The 26,107-nt window shown below is 66.9% G+C and carries 21 protein-coding genes and 3 riboswitches; of the genes, 8 read left to right on the forward strand and 13 right to left on the reverse strand.

From position 1 onward, the window contains the following. The first annotated feature begins 1 nt into the window (after window position 1). A complete protein-coding gene (locus tag ACHL_RS02595) occupies window positions 2-433 on the forward strand; it encodes an SRPBCC domain-containing protein (protein WP_015935749.1) in 432 nt (143 codons plus the stop codon). A 196-nt stretch (window positions 434-629) separates the two neighbouring features. Here ACHL_RS02595 and ACHL_RS02600 read toward each other — a convergent pair whose 3' ends face one another. The 5 genes from ACHL_RS02600 to ACHL_RS02620 all read right to left on the reverse strand — a co-directional run bounded on the left by ACHL_RS02600 (window position 630) and on the right by ACHL_RS02620 (window position 5,334). Continuing rightward, entirely contained in the window at window positions 630-908 is a 279-nt protein-coding gene (locus ACHL_RS02600; RefSeq protein WP_015935750.1) for an HPr family phosphocarrier protein, read from the reverse strand. Window positions 909-974: 66 nt separating this feature from the next. After that, window positions 975-3,017 carry a PTS fructose transporter subunit IIABC gene (locus tag ACHL_RS02605; RefSeq protein ID WP_015935751.1) on the reverse strand — a complete coding sequence of 681 codons (2,043 nt, stop codon included), beginning with the start codon at window positions 3,015-3,017 and terminating at the stop codon, window positions 975-977. A 2-nt stretch (window positions 3,018-3,019) separates the two neighbouring features. After that, entirely contained in the window at window positions 3,020-4,012 is a 993-nt protein-coding gene (locus ACHL_RS02610; RefSeq protein ID WP_015935752.1) for a 1-phosphofructokinase family hexose kinase, read from the reverse strand. Next, entirely contained in the window at window positions 4,009-4,815 is an 807-nt protein-coding gene (locus tag ACHL_RS02615) for a DeoR/GlpR family DNA-binding transcription regulator (protein WP_015935753.1), read from the reverse strand. Before ACHL_RS02615 ends, ACHL_RS02610 begins: the two co-directional genes overlap by 4 nt. A 261-nt stretch (window positions 4,816-5,076) precedes the next feature. Continuing rightward, window positions 5,077-5,334, reverse strand: a complete 258-nt coding sequence (locus tag ACHL_RS02620) for a DUF6458 family protein (RefSeq protein ID WP_015935754.1) — start codon at window positions 5,332-5,334, stop codon at window positions 5,077-5,079. 263 nt (window positions 5,335-5,597) lie between these two features. Between ACHL_RS02620 and ACHL_RS02625 the strand changes: the two genes are divergently transcribed. From ACHL_RS02625 to ACHL_RS02635, 3 genes are all read left to right on the forward strand, one after another. Further along, window positions 5,598-6,233, forward strand: a complete 636-nt coding sequence (locus tag ACHL_RS02625) for an alpha/beta hydrolase (RefSeq protein WP_015935755.1) — start codon at window positions 5,598-5,600, stop codon at window positions 6,231-6,233. A 295-nt stretch (window positions 6,234-6,528) separates the two neighbouring features. Next, window positions 6,529-7,302 carry an HAD family hydrolase gene (locus ACHL_RS02630; RefSeq protein WP_015935756.1) on the forward strand — a complete coding sequence of 258 codons (774 nt, stop codon included), beginning with the start codon at window positions 6,529-6,531 and terminating at the stop codon, window positions 7,300-7,302. Between the two features lie 126 nt (window positions 7,303-7,428). Continuing rightward, window positions 7,429-9,774, forward strand: coding sequence for a glycoside hydrolase family 65 protein (locus tag ACHL_RS02635; protein WP_015935757.1), 2,346 nt, complete (start codon window positions 7,429-7,431; stop codon window positions 9,772-9,774). 12 nt (window positions 9,775-9,786) lie between these two features. On the opposite strand, the gene ACHL_RS02640 is transcribed toward ACHL_RS02635, so the two are convergent. The 7 genes from ACHL_RS02640 to gcvP form a co-directional block, all read right to left on the reverse strand. Continuing rightward, on the reverse strand, window positions 9,787-11,073 hold the full coding sequence (locus tag ACHL_RS02640; RefSeq protein ID WP_015935758.1) for an MFS transporter: 1,287 nt from the start codon (window positions 11,071-11,073) through the stop codon (window positions 9,787-9,789). 122 nt (window positions 11,074-11,195) lie between these two features. Next, window positions 11,196-12,209 carry a lipoyl synthase gene (gene lipA, locus ACHL_RS02645; protein WP_043794392.1) on the reverse strand — a complete coding sequence of 338 codons (1,014 nt, stop codon included), beginning with the start codon at window positions 12,207-12,209 and terminating at the stop codon, window positions 11,196-11,198. A 23-nt stretch (window positions 12,210-12,232) separates the two neighbouring features. Next, window positions 12,233-13,690, reverse strand: coding sequence for an L-serine ammonia-lyase (locus ACHL_RS02650; protein WP_015935760.1), 1,458 nt, complete (start codon window positions 13,688-13,690; stop codon window positions 12,233-12,235). 78 nt (window positions 13,691-13,768) lie between these two features. Then, on the reverse strand, window positions 13,769-15,073 hold the full coding sequence (glyA, locus tag ACHL_RS02655) for a serine hydroxymethyltransferase (RefSeq protein WP_015935761.1): 1,305 nt from the start codon (window positions 15,071-15,073) through the stop codon (window positions 13,769-13,771). Next, window positions 15,070-15,453: a glycine cleavage system protein GcvH gene (gene gcvH / locus ACHL_RS02660; RefSeq protein ID WP_015935762.1), complete on the reverse strand. Its 384-nt coding sequence runs from the start codon at window positions 15,451-15,453 to the stop codon at window positions 15,070-15,072. Before gcvH ends, glyA begins: the two co-directional genes overlap by 4 nt. A gap of 88 nt (window positions 15,454-15,541) precedes the next feature. Continuing rightward, the gene (gene gcvT, locus ACHL_RS02665) at window positions 15,542-16,690 is read right to left on the reverse strand and encodes a glycine cleavage system aminomethyltransferase GcvT (RefSeq protein WP_015935763.1); all 1,149 of its coding nucleotides are present in this window, start codon (window positions 16,688-16,690) and stop codon (window positions 15,542-15,544) included. 73 nt (window positions 16,691-16,763) lie between these two features. Then, window positions 16,764-19,616, reverse strand: coding sequence for an aminomethyl-transferring glycine dehydrogenase (gcvP, locus tag ACHL_RS02670; RefSeq protein ID WP_043794393.1), 2,853 nt, complete (start codon window positions 19,614-19,616; stop codon window positions 16,764-16,766). A 155-nt stretch (window positions 19,617-19,771) separates the two neighbouring features. Beyond that, a riboswitch (glycine riboswitch) is annotated at window positions 19,772-19,871 on the reverse strand. 253 nt (window positions 19,872-20,124) lie between these two features. Beyond that, a riboswitch (glycine riboswitch) is annotated at window positions 20,125-20,223 on the forward strand. Beyond that, window positions 20,224-20,318, forward strand: a riboswitch (glycine riboswitch). A 49-nt stretch (window positions 20,319-20,367) separates the two neighbouring features. Between gcvP and cycA the strand changes: the two genes are divergently transcribed. The 3 genes from cycA to ACHL_RS02685 all read left to right on the forward strand — a co-directional run bounded on the left by cycA (window position 20,368) and on the right by ACHL_RS02685 (window position 23,660). Next, window positions 20,368-21,909 carry a D-serine/D-alanine/glycine transporter gene (cycA, locus tag ACHL_RS02675; protein ID WP_015935765.1) on the forward strand — a complete coding sequence of 514 codons (1,542 nt, stop codon included), beginning with the start codon at window positions 20,368-20,370 and terminating at the stop codon, window positions 21,907-21,909. Window positions 21,910-22,120: 211 nt separating this feature from the next. After that, window positions 22,121-22,927 carry a hypothetical protein gene (locus tag ACHL_RS02680; protein WP_015935766.1) on the forward strand — a complete coding sequence of 269 codons (807 nt, stop codon included), beginning with the start codon at window positions 22,121-22,123 and terminating at the stop codon, window positions 22,925-22,927. Continuing rightward, the gene (locus ACHL_RS02685) at window positions 22,911-23,660 is read left to right on the forward strand and encodes a LamB/YcsF family protein (RefSeq protein ID WP_015935767.1); all 750 of its coding nucleotides are present in this window, start codon (window positions 22,911-22,913) and stop codon (window positions 23,658-23,660) included. Before ACHL_RS02680 ends, ACHL_RS02685 begins: the two co-directional genes overlap by 17 nt. A 61-nt stretch (window positions 23,661-23,721) precedes the next feature. Here the strand turns inward: ACHL_RS02685 and ACHL_RS02690 are convergent, their stop codons facing one another. Beyond that, entirely contained in the window at window positions 23,722-25,071 is a 1,350-nt protein-coding gene (locus tag ACHL_RS02690; protein WP_015935768.1) for a DUF445 domain-containing protein, read from the reverse strand. 49 nt (window positions 25,072-25,120) lie between these two features. Here ACHL_RS02690 and ACHL_RS02695 point away from each other — a divergent pair, with 49 nt between their 5' ends. Then, window positions 25,121-26,107 (forward strand): glycerophosphodiester phosphodiesterase family protein, encoded by a 987-nt coding sequence (locus ACHL_RS02695; RefSeq protein ID WP_015935769.1) that lies wholly within the window; start codon window positions 25,121-25,123, stop codon window positions 26,105-26,107.

Raw genomic sequence — 26,107 nt, forward strand, 5'->3', positions numbered from 1 at the left:
CATGCCCGGAGACTTCACGTCAACATCCAGCGCCACCATCGACGCCCCGCCGGACCGCGTCTGGAACGTCATCACGGACCCCGCGGCCGCCAGGGAATTCATGTTCGGGGCTGAACTCGAGACGGACTGGGCGGAAGGAAGTCCCATCACGTGGAGCGGCGAATGGGAGGGCAAACCGTACCAGGACAAAGGCAAGGTGCTGGAAGTGGATCCCGGCCGGAAACTGGTGCACACCCATTTCAGCGCCCTCAGCGGCGACGAGGACGTGCCGGAGAACTACCACACGCTGACCTGGACGCTGCAGGACCGCGACGGCGGCACCCACCTCACGCTCGCCCAGGACAACAACCCGAGTGAAGAGGCGGCAAGCCACTCTAAGGGCATGTGGGACAAGCTGGTGGCCGACGTGAAAGCCATCGCCGAACGCCCCTGACCCCGTCCTCCCAACCAGGTAGCAGCAGATGTCGTTTTGGACCCTCAAAACGACATCTGCTGCTACCTAGTTGGGTGGGACGCGGGGGGAGGTGGCCCGGACGCTTAAAGCCAGCGGCCGCCGTCGTGCCGTTCCCTTGAGGGGAAGGCGCGACGGCGGCCGCTTGGCTTAACCGGGCTGCCGGGCAGCCCGCCTGCTACTCGGCGTCGTGGTCCGTTTCCAGGATCTGCACCAGGCGTTCCAGGGCGTCATCGGCGCCTGCACCCTCGGCGCGGAGCACCACAACGTCGCCGTGTGAGGCACCCAGGCTCATGAGCGACAGGATGCTGGCCGCATCCATGGCCTCGTCGGCGGGCTCGCCTTCACGGGCGATGGTGATGTCCAGGTCGAACTCGCCGGCGGCCTCCGCAAAGATGGCGGCGGGACGGGCGTGCAGGCCCACGCGGCTGGCGACGGTTGCGGTGCGTTCTGGCATTGTTGCTCCTTTGTCTTTCGGCGAGCTGACGGTTCAGCGCCGTGAGGTGTGTGGGTGGGGCCGCGGTCAGACCGTTGCTGGGACGCTCTCCACGGTAGCAGTGGTCTTCGGGGCTGCCCAGCGCTTCAGCGCCACCACGGCCAGTGCACTGACCACCGTGCCGGCAATGATCGAGACGATGAACATCAGCACGTTGCCGATGGCGAAGAACACGAAGATACCGCCGTGGGGTGCCTGCGACGTGACGTTGAAGGCCATGGTGAGGGCGCCGGTGAGTGCGCCGCCCAGCATGCTGGCGGGGATGACGCGCAGCGGATCAGCAGCGGCGAACGGGATGGCGCCTTCGGAGATGAACGAAGCGCCCAGCAGCCAGGCTGCCTTGCCGTTTTCGCGTTCAGCCAGGCTGAAGAGCTTCTTGTCCAGGACGGTGGCCAGGGCCATGGCCAGCGGCGGGACCATGCCTGCGGCCATCACGGTGGCCATGATCTGCCACGGTGCCTGGTTGGTGGCGCTGCCGGCGCTCAGGCCGGCCACGGCGAACGCGTAGGCCACCTTGTTGACCGGGCCACCCAGGTCGAAGCACATCATGAGGCCCAGGATGATGCCCAGGACTACAGCGGAAGCACCGGTCATCCCGGACAGCCAGCTGTTGAGCGCGGTGGTGAGGCCCGCAATGGGGCCGCCGAGGACCAGGAACATCAGGCCGGAAGCCACGATGGAAGCCAGCAGCGGGATGATGACCACAGGCATGAGGCCACGCAGCCAGCGGGCCACCTGCCAGGTGCCGATCAGGTGCGCGATGTAGCCGGCCAGGAGGCCGCCCACGATGCCGCCGAGGAACCCGGCGCCCATGAATCCGGAAACCGCGCCTGCCACGAAACCGGGGGCGATGCCCGGGCGGTCAGCGATGGCGTAGGCGATATAGCCGGCCAGAGCAGGGACCAGGAAGCCCATGGACAGGGCACCGATCTTGAAGAAGACAGCGCCGAGGTAAATAGCCAGGCCGCCTTCGGGGAGGTTGCCGAAGCTGTTTTCCAGCACCACCTTGTCCGCCACGCCGGTGATGTCATAGCCGCCCAGCAGGAATCCAAGGGCGATCAGGAGGCCGCCACCGGCAACGAACGGGATCATGTAGCTGACGCCGGTGAGGAGTGCCCTCTTCAGCTTCTGGCCGATGTGCTCGCCCTTTTCGGCGGCCGCCTGCTCGGCCTGTTCCTCGGCACCAAAGTGCGGAACGCGGCGGGCGTGGGGGTCGTCCGCGGCGGCCAGGGCTTCCTGGACCATCTTGGCGGGCTCGTCGATGCCGCGCTTGACGGGGGCGTTGATCACCGGCTTGCCGGCGAAGCGCTCCTTGCCGCGCACGTCCACGTCAACGGCGAAGATCACGGCGTCCGCGGCGGCGATGACGGCGGGGTCCAACGGCTTGGCGCCGGAGGAACCCTGGGTCTCCACCTGCAGGTCCACGCCGGCTTCCTGGGCGGCAGCCACGAGGGAGTCGGCTGCCATGTAGGTGTGGGCGATGCCGGTGGGGCAGGCGGTGACGGCGACGAGGCGCTTGGGGCCGGCAGCGGCAGGACCGGCGCCGGCGGAAACCGAAGCAGCCGCGGCAGCCGCCGGGGCAGCATCGGCAGGCGCCGGGGAGGCGTGCGCGGCCGGCTTGTCGGCGAGGGCACCGTCCACCAGCTCCACGATCTCAGCCTCGGAGGAGGCGTTGCGCAGGGCAGCCGTGAAGTCCTTTTTGATGAGGGACCGGGCCAGCTTGGAGAGCAGCTTCAGGTGGGCCTGGTCGGCACCGTCCGGAGCGGCGATGAAGAACACCAGGTCCGCGGGGCCGTCCTTGGCGCCGAAGTCCACCTTGGGCGAAAGGCGGGCCATGGCCAGGGTGGGCTCCACTACCGCCGCGGAGCGGCAGTGCGGGATGGCGATGCCGCCGGGAATGCCGGTGGCGGTTTTCTGTTCGCGGGCGTAGGCGTCGGCAAAGAGGCCTTCAACCTCTGTTGCGCGTCCGGTGGCAGCAACCTTGCTTGCCAGGTGCCGGATCACCGCCTCGGGGTCGTTGCCCAGGTTCCGGTCGAGCTCGACCAGTTCCGTGGTGATGAGCTGAGTCACTGTCAATCCTTTCGAAGGGCCGTGATGGTTACGGCTTCCGGGGTGGTTTGGTGCACTGCCGGAACCGTTGAACCGGGCAGGGAGGCGGCGGCGGCTCCATGGGCCACCGCCTGACGCAGGCAGTCAGCCGGGGCGGCGCCCTGGCTGTGGGCGAGCAGGTAGCCGGCCAGTGCGGAATCTCCCGCACCCACCGTGCTCACTGCGGCGACCGGCGGATGCGTGGCCAGCCACGCGCCGTCGGCCGTTACGAGGACAGCTCCCTTGGAACCGAGAGTTGCCAGCACAGCACCCACACCGGAACGCACGACGGCGGACGCGGCCTCGGCGGCAGCCGCCGGGTCCGCTTCCAGTTCGTCAGCGGCGGCCGTGGCGAACCCGGCTGCAGCAGCCAGTTCCGCCAGTTCCTCGGCGTTGGGCTTCAAAAGATCCGGCATGCCCTCCGCGCCGCCTGTCAGGGCGGCGGCGAGTGGCTGGCCGGACGAGTCGACGGCGATCAGTGGCGTGTGCCCTGAGGATTCGCTGTCGGCAGCTGAACGCAGGCGGCGGGCCGCCGTCGCGTAAAAATCTGACGGGAAGCCCGGCGGCAGCGAACCTGCCAGGACCACCCAGCCGGCACCCCGTGAGCTTTCCAGCAGCAGCTTGAGGAGCGCCTCCTGCTGGTTGTCGTCCAGGACGGGGCCGGGTTCGTTGATCTTGGTGGTGACCCCGCCGGGCTCGGTGAGGGCCACGTTGGTGCGCAGCGGCTCGTCGATGGGCAGGGACACAAACGGCACGGAGGTTGCCCGCAGCCCCGCAAGGACGGGGTCGGTGTCCGCACCGGGGAGGACTGCCAGGGACTCGAGGCCGGAGGCCACCAGCGCCCGGGATACGTTGACGCCCTTGCCGCCGGATTCCTGGGTGACGGACACAGCACGCTGCACTTCGCCGCGTTCCAGTGGTCCGGGCAGGGCGACGGTGCGGTCCAGGCTGGGGTTGGCCGTGAAGGTGACAATCATGCGATCACCACGTCTACATCGGCCTCTTCCAGGGCTGCGGCGAGTTCGGGGCCGGGTTCGCTGTCTGTAATCAAGGTGTCCAGGTCTTTCAGGGAGGCGAACTGGACCAGCGTTTCCGCGTCCAGCTTGGAGGAATCGGCCAGCACCACGATGCGGCGCGCCGAGTGGACGAAGGCAGCCTTCACTGCGGCTTCTTCGGGATCGGGAGTGCTGAGTCCAAAGGTGGGGTGGATGCCGTTGGTCCCCAGGAAGGCAATATCCGGGCGGATCCGTGCGGCTGCATCCACGGTTGCCTGGCCGACGGCCACCTGGGTGATGCCCCGTACCCGGCCGCCCAGGATGTGCAGTGCGATGCCGGGGACGCTGGAGAGCCTGCCCGCAATGGGGACAGCGTGCGTGATGGCCACCAGTTCGGTTCCGGCCCCGCCGGATTCGGAAAGTTCGACGGCGGTGCGCCGGGCCAGCATGTCGGCCAGGACTTCGGTGGTGGTTCCGCCGTCGATCAGGACGCTGCCGGGCGAGTTGCGGGGGATGAGCGCGAGGGCGGCCTCGGCGATGCGGCTCTTCTGGTCCGGCCGGCGGATGGCGCGTTCGGTGACGCTCTCCTCGGTAGTGCTGAAGCGGTCTGCCGCGACCGCCCCGCCGTGAACGCGCCGAACCGTGCCGGCATTCTCAAGGGTGGCGAGGTCCCGGCGGACGGTTTCGGTGGTGATGCGGAAGCGCTCAGCCAGCAGGGTCACGCTGACCCGGCCGCTGCCGGCAACAAGCTCGGCAATCTTCTGCTGGCGCTCCTCGGCGAACACGTACCCTCCGTTGCGTAGCTTGCTGGTGCTGTGGTGTCCGGCGCCCTGTTTGGCGTGACTGGCATCACATGATGTTGAGTTACTTGACTTTATCTTTGCTTATGTTGGTTTGTCAATGGAAACCAACACGAAACAATATCCGCGGGCATTGTGCACGGAGAGCGGCTCCAGGGACGCGAAAGCCGGGCCGGACGCTGTTGTCCGGCCCGGCTTCCCGGGTTCATGGTCTGCCTGGCCCTGGAAGACCCGCAGCCGACGTTGCTAGATGGTTCCGTCGCGGCTTTCATTCCGGGTGATCCGCTCGCCCGTGTTCGGGTCTACGACGGACCGGGTCTCGCTGACCCGCCGCGTCCGGCCCGGGGAGGCAAGGACCAGAGAGGCAATCAGGCCGATGACGCCCACGGCGATGAGGATGTACCCCACCAGCGCCTGGTCCACGAAGGGGATGAGTCCCGGGGCCACAGCCCAGGCCAGGATGGCGCCGAGGGCGATAAGGAAGATTGACGAGCCGATTCTCATGACTTGCTCCTTCTGCTGGCCGCGGCTTGCGGCTCCTGTGGGGCGGTGCACGGTATTGCGGTTAGGTCACTGCTCTGCTTTGTCTGTAAAGCCACTGGTCAGCATGCTGATAGTAGGCGTCACGCTACAGTGCGCCCACTCCCGATTCAACGAATGATGCTGAGTCGTTGCCGGGAAATTATGCGTGGCTGCTGTGATTGCCGGGGCGCATGGGTTCATGGCGGGGTGGCGGCGCAGCAGAGTTGCCTCGCTAGTCTGGTCCGATGGAAACAGTTGTGTGGTCCAAGCCCGAGGACCAGCGTGCCGGGACGCCCCTGCTGGTGATGATGCACGGCTACGGCACGGACGAATCCCGCATGGTCCGGCTGTTCGAGTACCTTCCCGCGGAGTTCACCTTCGCGGCCCTCAGGGCACCGATGCCCATCGGCGACCACTACGGCTGGTTCCTCCTGGACTACTTCCTTGCCAACGACTTTGCCGACGTCATCTCGGTCACCGGTACCGTGCAAGGCTGGATCAACTCCGTCCGCGGCCAGCACACCAGCGTGAGCCTGATGGGCTACTCCCAAGGCATGGCCATGGCCAGCACCCTCCTGCGCCTTCACCCCCGCGACTACGCCGCCGTCGTCGGCCTGTCCGGGTTTGTGCTGGATAACGACCTCCTGGCCCTCACCGATGAGTTCGATGCCAGGCCGCCGTTCTTCTGGGGGCGCGACAAGGCGGACCTGGTGATCAACGAGGATGCCACGGCCTACACGGGCGAATGGCTTGAAACCCACACGCTCCTGACCGCCCGGACCTACCCGGGGATGGGTCACGCTATGTCCAAAGCCGAGATGGCTGACGTGGGCGCGTTCCTTCGGCATTACGTGCTCCGTGGCGGTGCCGCCGGAGCCTAGGCCGCCGTCATACTGGACCGGCCGGGCGGCGCGGGCAGAAAACAGTTGCGAGCGAAATATGCAAGCGTTTACACTCATCCTCGGCGCTGCCGTACGCCGCCGCCGGGTTGTCCTGCGCGGGCAACAAGTTCAAGATGGAAGACGAATGTAGATCAGCATGGCCCCGGAAATGGCGCCGGTTCCCCCGCCGGCACGGCCCGCTGCATGTGCAGATTCGACTGGCGCCGACGCCACACCCACCACCCTGCGCACGTCGTCTTAGCTGCCCGCTGCTTGAAAGGATCCCCACCTGCCGATGAACAACTCCGCCCACGAAGCACCCGCCAACGAGCCTTCCGCCGCAACGGACCCCGGGAACACTGCCTGGACGGGCGCCTCCGCCATCCTGTTCGACCTTGACGGCGTGCTGACCCCTACGGCGACAGTGCACGAGCAGGCCTGGAAGGAACTCTTCGAAGGCTTCCTTGCCGGGCACCCCGAGGTCCAGGGCTACCGCGAAAGCGACTACTTCGACCACATCGACGGCAAGCCGCGGTTCGACGGCGTCCGGGATTTCCTCGCCTCACGCAGCATTGAACTCCCCGAAGGACCGCTGGACGACGATCCCGCCAACATCACGGTCCAGGGCCTCGGAAACCGCAAGAACCGGATCTTCAATGACATCGTCAGCACCGGCGTCGCGCCCTTCGAAGGCTCGGTGCGTTTCCTCGAAGCCGCGCTGGACCGCGGACTGAAGGTCGCCGTCGTATCCTCCTCCCGAAACGCCCCCGCAGTGCTGGCCGCCGCGGGCCTTAGCCACCATTTCCCCGTCGTGGTGGACGGTGTGGTGGCGGCCCGCGAAGGAATCCCCGGCAAGCCCAGCCCGGCGACGTACGCCTACGCGGCCCGGCTGCTGGAACTGCCCAGCGAGGAGTGCGTAGTGGTGGAGGACGCTGTCTCCGGCGTCCAGGCCGGCCAGGCGGGACAGTTCCACTCCGTCATCGGTGTGGACCGCGGCGCCGGGCGCGAAACCCTCCTCGAGGCCGGGGCAACCCTGGTGGTCAACGACCTTGGAGAGCTCCTGCCCTAACGGGAGCCCCGTTCCACACCGGAGACGCTGCCACCCCCGGGCAGCACCCATCCGGGCAAGCTTTCACTTCGAATCCCCTCTGCCGGACTTGTGCCGGTGCACAGCATGCCTAAAGGACCCAACACCATGGCTATCATCTCTGCGGACCGCGAACGGTTCCCCAATACTCCCTGGCAACTGGTGGAAACCCGCCATGAACCGGGAAACGCAGGGACGCTTGAAACCCTCTTTTCCCTGGGCAACGGCCACCTCGGAATCCGTGGCGCCCACTGGGCAGCGGCGGATGCCGAACTTCCCGGCAGCTTCATCAACGGGCTGCACGAAATCTGGGACATCAAGCACGCCGAGAACGCCTTCGGATTCGCGCGGACCGGCCAACGCATCCTGTACATCCCGGACGCCAACAACTTCACCGTCGTGGTGGACGGGGAGTCCCTGGGCCTTGCCGAATCGGAGGTACTGGACTACCGGCGGAGCGTTGACTTCTCCACCGGCATTTACGAGTGCCGCATCACCTGGCAGTGCAGGTCCGGATCCGTGGTCACCACCACCGAACGGCGTGCATTGGGGTACGAATCCCGCGGCAGCCTGGGCCTTTCCCTTGAGGTTGCGGCGGACCGCGACATTTCGCTCGACGTCACCTCGTCCGTGGTCAACCGGCAGGACCAGCCGGTGGAGGACCACTCCGCCCACGATCCCCGCCGCGCGGGCCGCCACGCCGGACGGGTCCTGCTGCCACTGCGGCTCGATGGCGGCGACGGATCCCTGCGGCTCTCCTGGGAAGCCGCCGAATCCAAGCAGCGCGTGGGCCTGGCCGTGGACCACTGGACCTCCGCCGGCCACCAGCCCTTCGAAACCGTGGTGGACCAGGACGACAGCAGCGTCCGCTACGTGCTGGCCGTCAGCCCCGGGGAACCCTTCCGCCTCGAGAAGAGCGTCAGCTACGCCGCCGGCCGGACCATGCAGGACGAGGGCGTCGATGCCGCCGCCGTTGCCGAAGCGGGCCTGCGGTCTGTGGCGGACGTCTTCGCCGAAAGCGAGGCGCATTACCGCGGCTACTGGGCAACCTCGGACATCGTGGTGGATGGTGGCGAGCCGGAGCTGCAGCAGGCCATCCGCTGGAACCTGTTCCAGCTGGCCCAGGCCACGGCCCGTGCCAACGTGGCCGGCATCCCGGCCAAGGGAGTCACAGGGTCAGGCTACGAGGGCCACTACTTCTGGGACCAGGAGGTGTACCTGCTGCCGTACCTGACGTACACCAACCCTGACGGTGCCCGGCAGGTCCTGGAATTCCGCCACGCCATGCTGCCCGAAGCCAAGGTCCGGGCCAAGGAACTCAGCGTGGACGGCGCCCTGTTCCCCTGGCGCACCATCAACGGCCTCGAAGCCAGCGCCTACTACGCCGCGGGCACCGCGCAGTTCCACATCGCGGCCGCCATCGCGTTCGCCACCAACCGCTACCTGTGGGCCACCGGTGATTCCGCGTTCCGGGAGGGCATGGGGGCGGAGCTGCTGATGGAGACCGCGCGCATGTGGATCTCGCTGGGCTTCTTCGGCAAGGACGGGCTGTTCCACATCCACGGTGTCACCGGACCGGATGAATACACCGCCGTGGTCAATGACAACCTCTACACCAACGTCATGGCCCGGTTTAACCTGCGGGCTGCCGCTGCGCTGGACCATCCGGGTGTCACCCAGGAAGAGCGGCAGCTGTGGGGGGCGGCAGCCAACCTGATGCACCTGCCGTTCGACAGCCGCATGCAGGTCCATTCCCAGGACAACGACTTCATGACCCTGGAGCCGTGGGACTGGACCACGCCGCGGTCCAAGTACCCGCTCCTGCTGCATTTCCACCCGCTGGTGATCTACCGCCACCAGGTGCTCAAGCAGGCGGACACCGTCCTCGCCATGTTCCTGCAATGGCAGGATTTCACTGCGGGCGAGAAACAGCGCGCGTTCGATTTCTACGACCCCATCACCACCGGCGATTCCACCCTGTCCGCCTGCGTGCAGGGCATCATGGCTGCCGAAGTGGGGTACTCCGGCGAGGCCTTGAAGCACTTCACCAATGCGGTGTTCATCGACCTTGACGACACCCACGGCAACACCATTGACGGCGTGCATATCGCCTCCACCGGCGGGGTGTGGAGCTCACTGGTGTGCGGTTTTGCGGGCCTGCGGGACCAGGGTCCCGTGCCGTACTTCGATCCGCGCCTGCCGGAGGAATGGGACGGACTGACCTTCCACCTCAGGATCAGCGGCCGGCTGCTGCTGGTCCGGCTTTCCTCCGGCGCCATCACGCTGACCGTGCAGGAAGGGGACCCGCTCGACGTCAACGTGCGGGGCCAGGTAGTGTCCGTAGGCTCCGATCCCGTCCGGGTGGAGCTGGAGCCCGTGGCGGAACCGGAACCCACCGTCTTCCCCAGCGGACTTCCGACGGCGAGCATTCCGGTGGTCCTCGCCAACAGCTGATCTGCCCCGAAACTAGGACACGGCGGCTTCGGGCGCCGCGTCCAGCGGGTGGGCGAGCTCGTCGCGGGGCATCCTGGCGGCGGCGGATGCAATAACGGCCATGATGGGGCAGACCACGCCCGCCACCAGGAAGATCAGCCAGATGGGCAGCACCTCAGCCGCCGGCCCGGCCAGCGCCATGGACACCGGCATCAGCGCCAGGGACACGAAAAAGTCCAGGCTGGAGATGCGGCCCAGCAGGTGGGACGGGACGCGGCGCTGGAGCAGCGTGCCCCAGATGACCATGCCCACGCTCCCGGTGGCGCCCCAGATGAACAGGGCTGCTGCGATCAGCCAGAAGTTGTCCATGAGGCCGACGGCGGCAATCGGCAGGCTCCCTACGCCCCAGGACACCATCATCACCGTGAGGTAGCGGCGGGGCAGGCGGAGGGACGCCGTCACCAGGGAGCCAAGGGCTGCGCCCACCCCCATGACCGCCAGCAGGAAACCGAACATGCTCGAGTCTCCGCCCAGCTGGTCCCGAACCAGGAACGGCAGCAGGACCTCGATGGGGCCGATCAGGAACAGCACCGAAATGCAGGCCCAGATCAGCGTCCACAGCAGCCAAGGGGTCCTGATGGTGTAGCTGACTCCTTCGCGCAGGTCCTGGACGAAGGTCGATTTCCGGCGTCCGTCCTCATGGCCGGCCCCCTCCGGCGGTGTGGCCAGGGCGTGCTGGCCCAGGAAATTCAGGACAAAGAACGCCAGCAGGTGGCACGCAGCCACCCCGGTCACCGCATGCGACGGCGAGAGGGCCGCCACCAAGATGCCGGCCACCGCTGGTCCCGCCGCCTGCTGCAGGACGGGGCGCATGGTCCCCTCCATGCCGTTGGCGGCCAGCAGGTCCTCGGCCGGAAGGATGCGCGGCAGGATCGCGGAGTAGGCAGGGAAGAAGAAGGCGGCACCAACTCCCAGGACGAACGCCCCCGCAGCCACGTGCCACAGTTGCAGCCAGCCCGCCATCGCCAGGCCGCTGATCGTGGCGATGACTGCCAGGTTGGCGCCCTCCACGGCGATGATCAGGCGCCGCTGCGGGACCCTGTCCGCCGCGATCCCGCCGGCCAGGACAAAGGCCACCAGCCCCACGCTTCCGGCGGCTGCCACCAGTGAGAGCTCCAGGGGACCGCCGCCCAGGTGGATTACCTGGTAAACCATGGCCACGGCCCACATACCGGAACCGAAGATCGAGATGGCCAGCGCTGCAATCAGGACCCGGTACTCGCGGTGGACGAACGGGCGCAAGGCTTTGGGGGCGGGCATAAATCCCAGTTTAAGCCCGGGCAGCGGCCGGCCTGATACCCCCCAATCAGCATCAGGCCGGCCGCCGGTGTGGCGCTTCGACGGGCTCAATTACCGGCCTGTAGTTTTGAGCCCGTCGAAACTTATCCGGCCAGGAGGGTGGCGGCTTCCTGGCGGGTGGTGCCGGAGTCCTGGATGCCGTCGGCGATGTGGGCGAGTTCGGCGGGGATGTCGCGGCCTTTTTTGCGCATGGCGGTGGCCCAGAGGCGGCCGGCACGGTAGGAGGAGCGGACCAGGGGGCCGGACATGACGCCGAGGAAGCCGATTTCTTCGGCTTCGTGCTGGAGGTCCACGAATTCCTGGGGTTTGACCCAGCGGTCCACGGGGAGGTGGCGTTCGGAGGGGCGGAGGTATTGGGTGATGGTGATCAGGTCGCAGCCGGCCTCGTGCAGGTCGGCGAGGGCTTCGGAGATTTCTTCGCGGGTTTCGCCCATGCCGAGGATCAGGTTGGATTTGGTGACCATGCCCAGGTTCCGGCCCTGGGTGATGACGTCGAGGGAGCGTTCGTAGCGGAAGGCCGGGCGGATGCGTTTGAAGATCCGGGGGACGGTTTCGACGTTGTGGGCGAAGACTTCCGGGGCGGAGTCGCAGATCGCCTTGATGTGGTCGGGGTTGCCGGAGAAGTCGGGGATGAGGAGTTCGACGCCGGTGCCGGGGTTGAGTTCGTGGATTTTGCGGACGGTTTCGGCGTAGAGCCAGACGCCTTCGTCTTCGAGGTCGTCGCGGGCTACGCCGGTGACGGTGGCGTAGCGCAGGGCCATGGACTGGACGGAGCGGGCCACTTTGGTGGGTTCGAACCTGTCCACGGGGGAGGGTTTGCCGGTGTCGATCTGGCAGAAGTCGCAGCGGCGGGTGCATTCGGAGCCGCCGATGAGGAAGGTGGCTTCTTTGTCTTCCCAGCATTCGAAGATGTTGGGGCAGCCGGCTTCTTCGCAGACGGTGTGCAGGCCTTCTTTTTTGACCAGGTTCTTGAGCTGGACGAATTCCGGGCCCATCTGGACTTTGGCCTTGATCCATTCCGGCTTGCGTTCCACCGGGGTGGCCGCGTTGCGCTGCTCGATCCGCAGCAACTTCCGGCCTTCAGGTGCCAGTGTCATGGTGTTGTTTCCTTTGTTGGGGTTCAGCATTCGACGACGTTGACGGCGAGGCCGCCCATGGCGGTTTCTTTGTATTTGTCGCTCATGTCCTTGCCGGTTTCGCGCATGGTGATGATGACTTCGTCGAGGGAGACGCGGTGGGTGCCGTCGCCCCAGAGCGCCATTTTCGCGGCGTTGATGGCTTTCGCGGCGGCGATCGCGTTCCGTTCGATGCACGGGACCTGGACCAGCCCGCCGATCGGGTCACACGTCAGGCCCAGGTTGTGTTCCATCGCGATTTCCGCGGCGTTCTCCACCTGCGCCGGGGTGCCGCCCATAACCTCCGCCAGGCCCGCGGCCGCCATCGACGACGCCGACCCCACCTCGCCCTGGCAGCCCACCTCCGCACCCGAAATCGACGCCTGCTCCTTGTAGAGCACCCCCACGGCACCGGCGGCGAGCAGGAACCTGGCCACCACAGCCTCGCGGTCCTCCTGCGTGGCCTTCTCCATGCCCGGGGCGAAATGCAGCGCGTAGTACAGGACCGCGGGAATGATCCCGGCCGCCCCGTTCGTGGGCGCGGTAACCACGCGCCCGCCGGAAGCGTTCTCCTCGTTCACCGCCAACGCCACCAGGTTCACCCACTCCTGCCAGTACTTCGGGTCGTGGAAGTCCCAGTCCGTGAAGTCCCGGTCCTGGCTGTCCTCACCCGGGCGGGCGCATTCCTTCTTCAACCGGTCGAACCAGTCCGGTGCGCGGCGGCGGACCTTCAACCCGCCCGGCAACACGCCCTCACGCTTCAGCGACGTCGCCACGCACGCCTCCATCACGGACCAGATATGCAGCAGCCCCGCCCGGATCTCCTCCCCGGCCCGGGAAGACTTCTCGTTGACCAGCATCACATCACTGACCCCCAACCCGGTCTCCGCGCAATGGGCCAGGAGTTCCGCGGCGGTCCGGAACGGCAACGGCAGTTCCTTCTTCGACTCCTCCAGCTCCTGCAGCGCGGCGTCCTCCTCACCCTCACGGACAATGAACCCGCCACCGACGGAGAAGAACGTCGCCGCATGCAACACCTCACCCGCGGCATCGGTCACCGTGAACGTCATCCCGTTCGTGTGCCGCGGCAACACCGTCAACGGCCGCAACACCATATCGCCCACCCCATACGGCAGCTTCACGCCATCCCCGCCACCGGCGCCGGCCAGGTGCAGCATCCCCGTTTCGGCGATCGCAGCCAACCGCTCCTCCACCTCCCCGGGAAGGATCAGCTCCGGATGAAACCCCTCCAACCCCAACAGCACCGCCGTCATCGTCCCGTGCCCATGCCCCGTCGCCGCCAGAGACCCATACAAATCCACCCGCAACGAAGCCACAGCAGACAGCACACCGGAAGCCTTCAACTCCTCCGCAAAAACAGCAGCAGCCCGCATCGGCCCCACAGTATGAGAAGAAGAAGGCCCAATACCGATCGAAAACAGATCAAAGACGCCAACAGCCATGACGGGGTTCCTAACTAAAGACGGGGTTTCGACAGGCTCAACCACCGGTGGTTGAGCCTGTCGAAACTGATGGGGAGACTACAGCCCCGGGTAGAGCGGGTGGGCCTTTGCGAGGGCTTCGACGCGGTGACGCAGTCCGGAAAGGTCTGCGTCGGCAATCAATGCCTCGGCGATGATGTCAGCAACCTCGCGGAAGGCTGCTTCGCCGAACCCGCGGGTCGCCAACGCCGGGGTGCCGATGCGCAGGCCGGAGGTGACCATCGGCGGACGCGGATCGAAGGGCACGGCGTTGCGGTTGACGGTGATGTCGATCGCGGCCAGGCGGTCTTCGGCCTGCTGGCCGTTGAGTTCGCAGTTGCGGAGGTCAACCAGGACCAGGTGGACGTCCGTGCCGCCGGAAATCACGGAAATTCCCTTGGCGGTGACGTCCGGCTGGACCAGGCGCTCGGCCAGGATGCGGGAGCCGGCGAGGACGCGCTCCTGCCGTTCCTTGAACTCGGCCGAAGCCGCGATCTTGAAGGCCACTGCCTTGCCTGCGATGACGTGCTCCAGGGGCCCGCCCTGCTGACCCGGGAACACAGCCGAGTTGATCTTCTTGGCGATGTCGGCGTCGTTCGACAGGATGATGCCGCCGCGCGGACCGGCGAGGGTCTTGTGCGTGGTGGAGGTGACCACGTGGGCGTGCGGGACCGGGCTGGGGTGCAGGCCAGCTGCCACGAGGCCGGCGAAGTGCGCCATGTCCACCATCAGGTAGGCGCCCACGAGATCCGCGATCCGGCGGAACTCGGCGAAGTCCAGCTGGCGGGCGTATGCGGACCAGCCGGCAACGATCAGCTGCGGCTTCGTTTCCAGCGCCAGGCGCTCCACCTCTGCCATGTCGATGGTGTGGGTGTCTTCGCGGACCTGGTACGGCACCACGTTGTAGAGCTTGCCGGAGAAGTTGATCTTCATGCCGTGCGTCAGGTGTCCGCCGTGGGCGAGGTTGAGGCCCATGATGGTGTCGCCGGGCTTGATCAGCGCGTGCATCACCGAGGCATTGGCCTGTGCACCGGAGTGCGGCTGCACGTTGGCGAATTCGGCGCCGAACAGTGCCTTGACGCGGTCGATGGCCAGCTGTTCGATGACATCCACGTGTTCGCAGCCGCCGTAGTAGCGCTTGCCCGGGTAGCCCTCGGCGTACTTGTTGGTCAGCACCGAGCCCTGCGCCTGCATGACCGCGGCGGCGGTGTGGTTCTCGGAGGCGATCATTTCCAGGCCGTCGCGCTGGCGTCCCAGTTCGTCGTCGATCTTGGCTGCGATCTCCGGGTCCTGGACGGACAGGTCCGCGTTCAGGCTGGGGGAGACCACCTGCTCGAATGCGGTGACTTCGGCCGCGGCGCTCACAGTTCGCCGCCGTTCGCTGCGGCGTATTCCTCGGCGGACAGCAGCGGGCCTTCTTCGGTGACGGACACCTTGAACAGCCAGCCGGCTCCGTAGGGATCGCTGTTGATGAGGGCGGGATCGGACACCACGCCGTCGTTGATCTCGGTGACCTCGCCGGTGACGGGGGAGTAGAGGTCCGAAACGGACTTGGTGGATTCCACCTCGCCGCAGGTTTCGCCGGCGGTCACGATGGAGCCGACCTCGGGCAGGTCCACGTACACGATGTCGCCCAGCGCATCGGCGGCAACGGCGGAGATGCCGATCCCGGCCGGGCCGGACCCGTCCACGGCAATCCACTCATGCTCGGCGGAGTACTTCAGTTCAGCTGCAACTTTGCTCATTGTCTGTTTCCTTTTTCTTGCTTGTACAAAATCCTGGACCGGGTTTCGACGGGCTCAACCACCGGTGGTTGAGCCCGTCGAAACCTCGTTACTTCTGGCGCTTGTAGAAGGGGAGTGCCACTACTTCGAAGCGTTCGGGCTTGCCGCGGAGGTCTACGTCAACGAGGGTCCCTGCTTCGGCGAATTCGACGTCGACGTAGGCCATCGCCACGGGGTAGCCGAGGGTGGGGGAGGGCTGGCCGGAGGTGACTTCGCCGATGAGGGAGCCGTCCTTGAGGACGGGGTAGTGGCCGCGGGCGGCGCGCCGTCCGGTGCCTTTGAGGCCCACGAGCTTCTGGCCCACGGTGGATCCGACGCCGGCGGCCTTGAGGGCCGCCAGGGCCTCCTTGCCCACGAAGTCGCTTTCCTTGGCCAGGGACACAACCGGTCCCAGCCCGGCGGCGTAGGCGTTGACCCGGCGTGAGAGTTCGTTGCCGTAGAGGGGCATGCCGGCTTCGAGGCGGAGGGAGTCGCGGGCGGCGAGGCCTGCGGGGATGAGGCCGGAACCTTCGCCGGCCGCCAGCAGGGCCTCCCACAGGGCGGCTGCCTCCAGGTTGCCGGCATAGATCTCGAAGCCGTCTTCGCCGGTGTAGCCGGTGCGGGCCACCAGCAGGTCCTGGACGGCGCCGTTGACAGTGATGCCCACCTCGACGGCGGCGTAGTACTTCAGCTCCGTGACCAGGGAGTGCTGGCCGGCCGGGACGAGCGCCAGCAGGATGGCCTCGGCGGCGGGGCCCTGGACCGCGATGAGAGAGGTCTCGGCGGAGGCGTCCTGCACGGTGACGTCGAAGCCGGCGGCGCGTTCCTGCAGGGCCTCGGCCACCACCTTGGCGTTGCCTGCGTTCGGGACCACCAGGTACTTGGCGGTTCCGTCCGCACCCGCGGGGAGGCGGTACGTGATCAGGTCGTCAATGATGCCGCCGTCGGTGTCGCAGATCAGCGAGTACTTTGCCTTGCCCACCGCGATGGCGGACAGCTTGCCCACCAGGGCGTAGTCCAGGAATGCTGCGGCGTCCGGGCCGGTGACCCAGACTTCGCCCATGTGCGAGAGGTCGAACAGGCCGGCAGCGGTGCGCACGGCGTGGTGCTCGGCGAGTTCTGAACTGTACTTGAGGGGCATCTGCCAGCCGCCGAAGTCGGTGAAGGAGGCGCCGGCTTTCTTGTGCTGCTCGTAGAGGGCGGTGTAGTTCTCAGTCATGGGAGGTCCTTTCGGGCCGGTGGTTGAGCTTGTCGAAACCGGGTTTCGGCAAGCTCAACCACCAGGAGTCCTGTTAGTTTTCGAATGCTTCGAGGGGAGGGCAGGAGCAGACCAGGTTGCGGTCGCCGGCGGCGCCGTCGATGCGGCCCACGGGCGGGAAGTACTTGTCCTGCCGGAGGGAAGCCACGGGGAACGCGGCCTGCTCGCGCGGGTAGGCACGGTCCCAGTCGGAGCTGACGACGGCGGCAGCCGTGTGCGGTGCGTTGCGCACCGGCGATGCCTCGAGGGAGAAGTCGCCGGCCGCCACCTGCTCGATCTCGGCGTGGATGGTGATCATGGCGTCGATGAAGCGGTCGATCTCGGCCAGGTCCTCGGACTCGGTGGGTTCCACCATCAGGGTTCCGGCCACCGGGAAGGCGAGTGTGGGGGCGTGGAAGCCGAAGTCGATCAGGCGCTTGGCCACGTCCTCAGCCGTCACGCCGGTACGGGCGGTGAGTTCGCGCAGGTCCAGGATGCACTCGTGCGCCACCAGCCCGCCTTCGCCGGTGTAGAGCACGGGGAAGAACTCGTTCAGCCGTGCAGCGACGTAGTTCGCGGCGAGCAGCGCGGACTTGGTGGCGTCGGTCAGGCCCGCACCGCCCATCAGCTTCACGTACGCCCAGGAAATCGGCAGCACACCGGCCGAGCCGAAGCGGGCCGCGGAGATCGCAACCCCATGCCCATCCTCATGGGCGGCCTTGTTTGCATCTCCAGGCATGAACGGTGCCAGGTGCGCCTTCGCCGCGACCGGGCCCACGCCGGGTCCGCCGCCGCCGTGCGGGATGCAGAAGGTCTTGTGCAGGTTCAGGTGCGAGACGTCGCCGCCGAACTTGCCCGGCTGCGCCAGGCCCACGAGGGCGTTCAGGTTCGCACCATCCACATAGACCTGGCCGCCGGCCGCATGGACGGCGTCGCAGACTTCGGTGACATCGCCGTCGTAGACGCCGTGGGTGGAGGGGTAGGTGATCATGATGCAGGACAGGACGTCCTTGTTCGCCTCGATCTTGGCGTACAGGTCGGCGTGGTCGATGGTCCCGTCCGCGGCGGTGGCCACCACCACCACCTTCATGCCCGCCAGCACGGCGGAGGCGGCGTTGGTGCCGTGCGCCGAAGCGGGGATCAGGCAGACGTTGCGCTGCTGGTCACCGCGGGAGTGGTGGTAGCCGCGGATCGCCAGCAGGCCGGCGAGTTCGCCCTGGGAACCGGCGTTGGGCTGGATGGAGACCTGGTCATAACCGGTGATCTCGGTCAGGTCCGCCTCGAGCCCGGTGATCAGTTCCCGCCAGCCCTCGGTCTGGGAGTCCGGGGCGAACGGGTGGATCGAGGCGAACTCCGGCCAGGAAATCGCTTCCATCTCGGCGGTGGCGTTCAGCTTCATGGTGCACGAGCCCAGCGGAATCATGGTGCGGTCCAGCGCCAGGTCACGGTCGGAAAGCTTGCGGATGTAGCGCAGCAGCTGGGTTTCGGACCGGTGCGTGTTGAACACCGGGTGCTCCAAGTAACCGGAGGTGCGCAGCACTGATTCGGGCAGCTCGAAACCCTGGGCGTCGCCCACCGGGCCGGCACCAAAGGCGACGGCCACCGCGGACAGCGTCGCCGCCGTCGTCGTCTCATCGATGGAGACCCCCACGGTGTCCGCGTCGACGAAGCGCAGGTTGATGCCCCGCGCTTCGGCGGCGCTGATGACCTTGGCGGCCTTGCCTGGCACGCGCACGGTGATCGTGTCGAAGAAGGAGTCCGTAACCAGCTCGCGGCCCATGGCCGTCAGGGCGGTGGCCAGGGTCCGGGCCTTGTGGTGGACGTCCTCGGCGATCGCCTTCAGGCCGTCCGGGCCGTGGTAGACGGCGTAGAAGGAGGACACGATGGCCAGCAGTGCCTGGGCGGTGCAGATGTTGGAGGTGGCCTTCTCGCGGCGGATGTGCTGTTCACGGGTCTGCAGTGCCAGGCGGTAGGCGGGCGCGCCGGCGTTGTCCTTGGAGACACCCACGATGCGGCCGGGAAGTGTGCGTTCCATGCCCTTCTGGACAGCCATGTAGGCGGCGTGCGGGCCGCCGAAGAACAGCGGGACGCCGAAACGCTGGGTGGAGCCGACAGCAATGTCCGCGCCCTGCTCACCCGGAGGCGTGATCAGGGTCAGGGCAAGCAGGTCAGCGGCAACCGTGACCAGCGCACCGCGCTCCTTGGCCTCTGCGATCACGGCGCCCTGGTCCCACACGCGGCCGGACACGCCCGGCTGCTGTAGCACGATGCCGTTGATGGCACCCTCGGGCAGGCCCGTGGAGAGGTCAGCGACCTCAACCTCGAAGCCGAGCGCTTCGGCGCGGCCCTTGACGATGGCGATGGTCTGCGGAAGGCAGTCGGCGTCCAGGACGGTCTTGCCGTCCTTGGCGTCCTTATTTTTATTCGCGCGGCGCATCAGCAGAACGGCCTCGGCCACGGCGGTGGCTTCATCGAGGAGCGACGCGTTGGCCACCGGGAGGGCGGTGAGGTCCTGGACCATGGTCTGGAAGTTCAGCAGCGCCTCCAGCCGGCCCTGCGAAATCTCAGGCTGGTACGGAGTGTAGGCGGTGTACCAGGCGGGGGCCTCGAGGATGTTGCGGCGGATCACGGCCGGCGTGATGGTGTCGTAGTAGCCCTGGCCAATCAGCTGCACGGCGGTCTTGTTCTTGCCTGCCAGCCGGCGCAGCTCCGCGAGGACCTCAACCTCGCTGAGGGCGTCCTGCAGCTTCAGAGCCGTTTCCTGGCGGATCGACGCCGGTACAGCCACGTCCACCAGGCCATCAACGCTGTCGTAGCCCACAGCCTTGAGCATGGCGTCGACGTCGGCCTGCCGGCGCGCGCCGATATGGCGGTCAACGAACGAGGTTGGAAGGGATTGAATCGTCATGAGGAACTCCAGGTCTGGCCGGCCAGGGTGGCGCGGCATGGGATGGGTTCCTCCCCGCTCTGTATTGGACCTGAGAGATTCCGCGGAACCTGCGTGGCGGGTTCGCTTGCACCGTCGGTGAACCTGGCCGAAACCTGGTTACTTTCCAGAGTTGCCTCGCTGTGACGGTACGGGGGCCTGAGAGATTCCTGGGGAGGATTTGCTCCTACGGCGCCTGCCCGGTGGATGCCGGGAGGACTCTCCCGTCACAGCTCGAAAGGCTATTCAACTGTGGGTGATTCGCCTCACACCGTACAGGTTGGTTGAAGCAAAAACAAATCGGTCCGTCACGGAACCGCCCCCAATGGACGTGCAGGCAAACGAGGTTGACAATTTTTCGTGATCCGCACCACACTGGGTCGGTGTTCGGCGCCGTCCCGGCTGGCTCTACGTATTCGGAGCAGCCCGTGCCAGCGTTGCCCCGGCAAGGTGCGGCGGCTGGACACAACCACTAATTGAAGATCGCCTTCGACCTGCGGCGGGAGAGTCCTGCCGGGTACATTTAGCAGGCGCCGTAGGAGCAAACCCTCCCCAGGAAACTCTCAGGCCCATGTACCGCCGCGGACAGGCAACTCTGGAAAGCAGACAGGCTCGTTCCTGGCTCACCGACGGTGCAAGCGGCCCTGCCGCGGAAACTCTCAGGTCCACTACAGAGCGGGGAGGAACCCAACTTTTGCGGCACCCATTTGCCGCTTTATCGATGGAGTTCCTCATGGCGATTCATCCCCACGCTTCCAACGGCGAGCCACCGCAGAACGGGGCGGCCGGAACGGCTGCCCGCAGCGAGCCCCCACACCTCGAGCGGCAGCTCACCAACCGGCACATCCAGCTCATTGCCATTGGCGGTGCCATCGGCACCGGCCTCTTCATGGGCTCCGGCAAGACCATCTCCGCGGCCGGCCCGTCCGTGATCTTCGTGTACATGATCATCGGGTTCATGCTCTTCTTCGTCATGCGGGCCATGGGCGAACTGCTCCTGAGCAACCTGAACTACAAATCCTTCAGCGACTTCGCAGCAGACCTGCTGGGTCCGTGGGCGGGGTTCTTCACCGGCTGGACCTACTGGTTCTGCTGGGTGATCACCGGCATCGCAGACGTCATCGCCATTGCCGGCTACTCCAAGGAACTCTGGCCCGGACTGCCGCTCTGGATCCCCGGGCTGGCCACCGTGGCCATCCTGCTGCTGCTGAACCTCGCCACGGTCAAGGCCTTCGGGGAGACCGAGTTCTGGTTCGCCCTCATCAAGATCATTGCCATCGCGGCGCTGATCATCGTGGGCCTCTTCATGATCTTCACCGGATTCCAGAGCGACGCCGGAACCGCCAGCTTCACCAACCTCTGGAGCCACGGCGGATTCTTCCCCAATGAGTTCATGGGCTTCGTGGCCGGCTTCCAGATCGCCGTGTTCGCCTTCGTGGGCATCGAACTGGTGGGCACCACCGCCGCCGAGGCCAAGAACCCGGAGCGGACGCTGCCCAAGGCCATCAACGCCATTCCCGTGCGCGTGCTGCTCTTCTACGTGGGCGCCCTGATCATCCTGATGGCCGTCACGCCGTGGACCCAGTTCGCGGCCGGCCACAGCCCCTTCATCGGCATGTTCTCGCTCGCCGGCCTGGGTGCTGCGGCCACCGTGGTCAACCTGGTGGTCCTCACCTCGGCCATGTCCTCGGCCAACTCCGGCATCTACTCCACCTCGCGCATGGTCTTCGGCCTCGCACAGGAGGGCGACGCCCCGGGCATCTTCAGCCGCCTGTCCTCGAGGAAGGTGCCCAGCAACGCGCTGTTCCTTTCCTGTGTCCTGCTGCTGTCCGGCGTCGTGCTCATGTACGCCGGCCAGGACGTTGGCAAGGCCTTCGAGATGGTGACCACCGTCTCCGCAGTGTGCTTCATCTTTGTCTGGTCGGTCATCCTGGCCAGCTACATCGCCTTCCGCAAGCGCCGCCCGCACCTGCATGCAGCATCAAAGTTCAAGATGCCCGGTGGCATCCCTGCCGTGTGGGTGGTCTACGCGTTCTTCGCGTTCGTCCTCTGGGCACTGACCACCCAGCCGGACACCCTCGCAGCCCTGCTGGTGACCCCCATCTGGTTCCTGGTCCTTGGCGTGGCCTGGGCCATCCTTCGCCGCCGCCCCGCCCACCTTGCCCGCTTCGAGGTCTTCCGGGCCGAACTGCGCGCCGATGAGCAGGCGGCAGCCGGCGGGCAGGACCGCAAAGAGTCCGCCCGGGAGGAAGCCGCCCGGAGCCCCCGCTCCTAGGCTTCGTCGCGACTCCGGTCCGTCAAGGAACTGACAAGCGAACAAGCTCCTGACTGCAACACTGCGGCGGGACCCACTCCGGGTCCCGCCGCAGTGCTGTCTCCTCCAGCAGGCCGCCGGCATCAAAGTTCAGCATGCTTAGTGTTTCTGCAACTAGGATGGAGAAGCACGGCAGCCACCCGCTGCAGCTCGACGTGAAACGAAGGTGACCATGGCTAAGCGCAGCAACCCAGCAGTACGGATCGCCCAGGAAACTGCCCACAACGCAGTCTTCGATAAGGACGGCAAGCCCAAGCCCGGCGTCCACAACATGCTCCTCAAAGCCGTGGAAATCCAGCGCCCGCTGGTGCTGGCCTATATCCGCCGGCTGCAGAAGAAGCACCCCCAAGCCACGGCAGCCCAGCTTGCCGGCATCCTGGAGCGCGACTACCTCCGTGCCGTCACCGGCGGCGGCGCGATCGTGGGGGCCACCGCCGTCGTTCCCGGTGTGGGGACCGTGGCTTCGCTGGGACTCTCGGCGGCCGCCACAGTGGGCTTCCTCGAAGCAACCGCCCTGTACGCCACCTCCCTCGCAGAGCTCCACGGCATCCGCCTGACCAACCCGGAGAAGGCCAGCACCATGGTCATGGCCATCATGCTGGGCGAGGAAGGAACCGCGCTGCTGGGCACCCTCAGCGGACAAATGGCCGGCAACGGCGCTGGAGCCACCAAGCAATGGGGCAGCGTTCTCTCCAAATCGTTGCCGATGCCGGGCTTCAGCACCATCCGCAACCGCATCCAGAGGGCCTTCCTCAAGAACCTCCTCAAACGCCAGGGAACCGCGCTCCTGGGCCGGGCCCTGCCTTTCGGGATCGGCGCCGTGGTGGGCGGAGCCGGTAACCTCGTGATGGGCCGTGCGGTGGTGGCCAACGCCAAGGAGGCGTTTGGGCCCATGCCGGACAGCCTGCCCGGCGAGCTCACGGCAGCCGGGACCACGGACAACCAGCTGGAAGGCAACACTTTTGGATCTCAACGCTGACCTCGGCGAATCATTCGGCTCGTGGACCATGGGCGATGACGCCCGGATGTTCCAGCTGGTCACCAGCGCCAACGTGGCCTGCGGCTTCCACGCCGGAGATCCCGTCACCATGCTGGACAGCTGCCGTGCGGCCTACGAACTGGACGTCACAGTAGGGGCGCACGTGGGCTACCGGGACCTGGCGGGCTTCGGCCGGCGGTCCCTGGACACGAGCTTCGATGAGCTCTTCGGTGACGTTCTGTACCAGCTGGGCGCGCTCGACGGCGTGGCCCACGCCGTAGGTGCGTCGGTGGACTACGTGAAGCCGCACGGGGCGCTCTACAACCGTTTGGTGCACGACGCCGAGCAGGCCTCCGCCGTGGTGGCGGCCGTCAACGCGTACGACCCCGGACTCCCGATCCTGGGCCTCCCCGGGTCCGAACTGCTCAAGCAGGCACAGGACGCCGGGCACCCGGTGTTCGTCGAAGCCTTCGTGGACCGGGCCTACCGGGCTGATGGAACGCTGGTGCCGCGGTCCGAGGAGGGTGCCGTGCTGCACGACGTCGACGCGATCGTTGAGCGGGCCGTCCGGCTGGCCACGAAGGGCGAAGTCGTGGCCACCGACGGCACCGTGGTCCAGGTCCGGCCCGATTCCCTGTGCATCCACGGTGATACCCCGGGTGCCGTGGAAATGGCGGCCGGTGTCCGGGCAGGCCTGGAAGCCGCCGGCGTCAGCCTGGAGTCCTTCGCCTGATTCCAGCTTCGCCCGCCCCGGGAGCGCCCGGCGCCTGTCCCCGACCCGCGCCGGCCGGTGCTCAGCCGAAGATCAGGTGCGCCACCGTGAAGATCAGCAGCCCGGCCAGCGAGCCCACCACGGTGCCGTTGATCCGGATGAACTGCAGGTCCTTGCCCACCTGGAGCTCGATCTTCTGCGAGGTCTCTTCCGCATCCCAACGCGCCACAGTGTCCGTGATGACCCCCGCGATATCTGACCGGTACGTCTTCACCAGGTAGCCCGCGGCGTCGCCGATCCAGGCATTGACCTTGCCGGCGAGTTCGGGATCGTTGACCAGCCGCGAACCGAAGTCGCGGACCGCCGCCTTGAACTTGACGGTCAGTTCGCTGTCCGGATCGTCCACGGCGCCGAGCAGTGCGTTCTTGACGGTCCCCCAGGTCCGCGAGGCCAGTTCCCGGACCTCGGGGTCGCCCAGGACCTGGGCCTTGATGTCCTCGGCGCGCGCAATCATCTTGGGGTCGTGCTGCAGGTCCTGCGCAAGGTCGTTGAGGTACTTATCGATCTGTTGCCGCACCTGGTGGTTGGGATCGGACTGCACGGCACGGGCGAATTTGAGGATTTCAACGTAGACCTTGTCGCCCACCAGGCCATCCACGAACTGTGGTACCCAGGTGGGGGAGCGGTCGGACACCAGCCGCGAGACAGTCTCGTGGTTCTCGTCCACCCAGTCGGCGGCGCGGTCCACCAGCAGGTCCACCAACGTGTGGTGGTGCCCGTCGTGGAAGATCCGCTCCGCAAGCCTGCCCACCGGAGGTCCCCACGGCGGTGTGAGCAGGTGCTTGCGGACCATGCCCTCGATGACCGCCTGGACGTCGTCGTCGTTCAGGACCTTGAAGGCGCCCCGGATCACTGCCGCACCTTCCTTGGCCACCCGGTCCGCCCCGCCGGGCGCGGCGAGCCATTCGCCGGCGCGGCGGGCGATGTTCACGCTGGCCAGCTTGTCCTGGACCACCTGCTCGGAGAGGAAGTTGGTCTCCACGAACTCGCCCAGGGAGGCGCCGATCTGGTCTTTCCGGCGCGGAATGATGGCGGTGTGCGGAATCTTGATGCCCATGGGGTACTTGAACAGCGCGGTAACGGCGAACCAGTCAGCCAGCGCACCCACCATGCCGCCTTCCGCGGCGGCGCGCACGTACTGCAGCCAGGGATACTCCTCCTGCAGCGCAAACGCGAACACGAAGACCACGGCCATGGCGATGAGCAGGCTTAGGGCCAGCATCTTCATTTTCCGCAGCGCTGCCGCCTTTTCGGCGTCTCCCGCGCTGAGTTGATGGCCGACGACGGCGGCCTGCGGTTTCGCGCCTTCGGGCACCGGGGGAGCGGCGCGGCGAGGGGATTCCCGGGCAGTTGGCTCAGAGTTCACCTGCATGTGCCAAGCCTAGCCCCGCTGACGGGACCGGGTCGGCTACCGTGTCCCCATGACACCTGACGAGCCGACACGCGACAGGACGACACACGACGGCGCGGCACCTGACCGGACCAGCCTGGACGGGACCACTCCTGGCGGGCCTGCTCCGGGCAGCCTGGAGCAGCGGCCGCTGGTCTTCGCCCACCGGGGCTCGAGCGGCGCCTTCGCCGAACACACCCGCGCCGCCTACCTCCAGGCCCTGGCGGACGGTGCCGATGGCGTGGAGTGCGACGTCCACCTCACCCGCGACCAGCATGTCGTCCTGCTGCACGATGCCAACCTGGACCGCACCTCGGACGGCACGGGCCCGGTGGCCGAGCGGACCCTCCGTGAACTGCGGCAGCTGGACTTCTCCTCCTGGAAGGGTGCGCGCATCCCGGAAATTTACGGCGCCCGGTCCGAGCAGCTCCTCACACTGCCGGAACTCCTCGACGTCCTCCGTGGTGCGGGCCGGCCCGTGAAGCTGGCCATCGAGCTCAAACACCCCAGCCCCTACCAGCTGAAACTGGAGGACCGGGTGCTGGAGGTCCTCCGCAGCGAAGGCTGGGATCCCGGAAGCTCCACGGTGGACAACGTGGCGGTGACGTTCATGAGCTTCAGCCCGGATTCGGTCCGGCACCTGCTGCGGTCGGTCCCCGCGCAGTTCATCTGCCAGCTGGTGGACGACCTTACGGTCCATGAAATCCGCGGCGGCCTGGGCCTCGGCCTGATCACCGGCGGTGCCGTCGCCAACCTCATGAAGGCCACCCAGCTGGAAGGCGAACGGATCCTTGACGCCGGCCTGGTGGGGCTTGCAGGGCCGGGCATCGACTACGTCCGTGAACGCCCGGACACCATCCGGCAGTGGCTCGATGCCGGGCGGCGCTTCCGCGTGTGGACCGTGGATTCGGCGGATGATGTGGCGCTGTGCCGGGAGCTGGGGATCCAGGAGCTCACCACGAATGTCCCCGCCCGGGTTCTCTCGCAGTTGCAGGTGGCCCCCTCGCAGGGACGGTAG

This window comes from Pseudarthrobacter chlorophenolicus A6 (assembly GCF_000022025.1).
In the GTDB taxonomy this organism is placed as follows: domain Bacteria; phylum Actinomycetota; class Actinomycetes; order Actinomycetales; family Micrococcaceae; genus Arthrobacter; species Arthrobacter chlorophenolicus.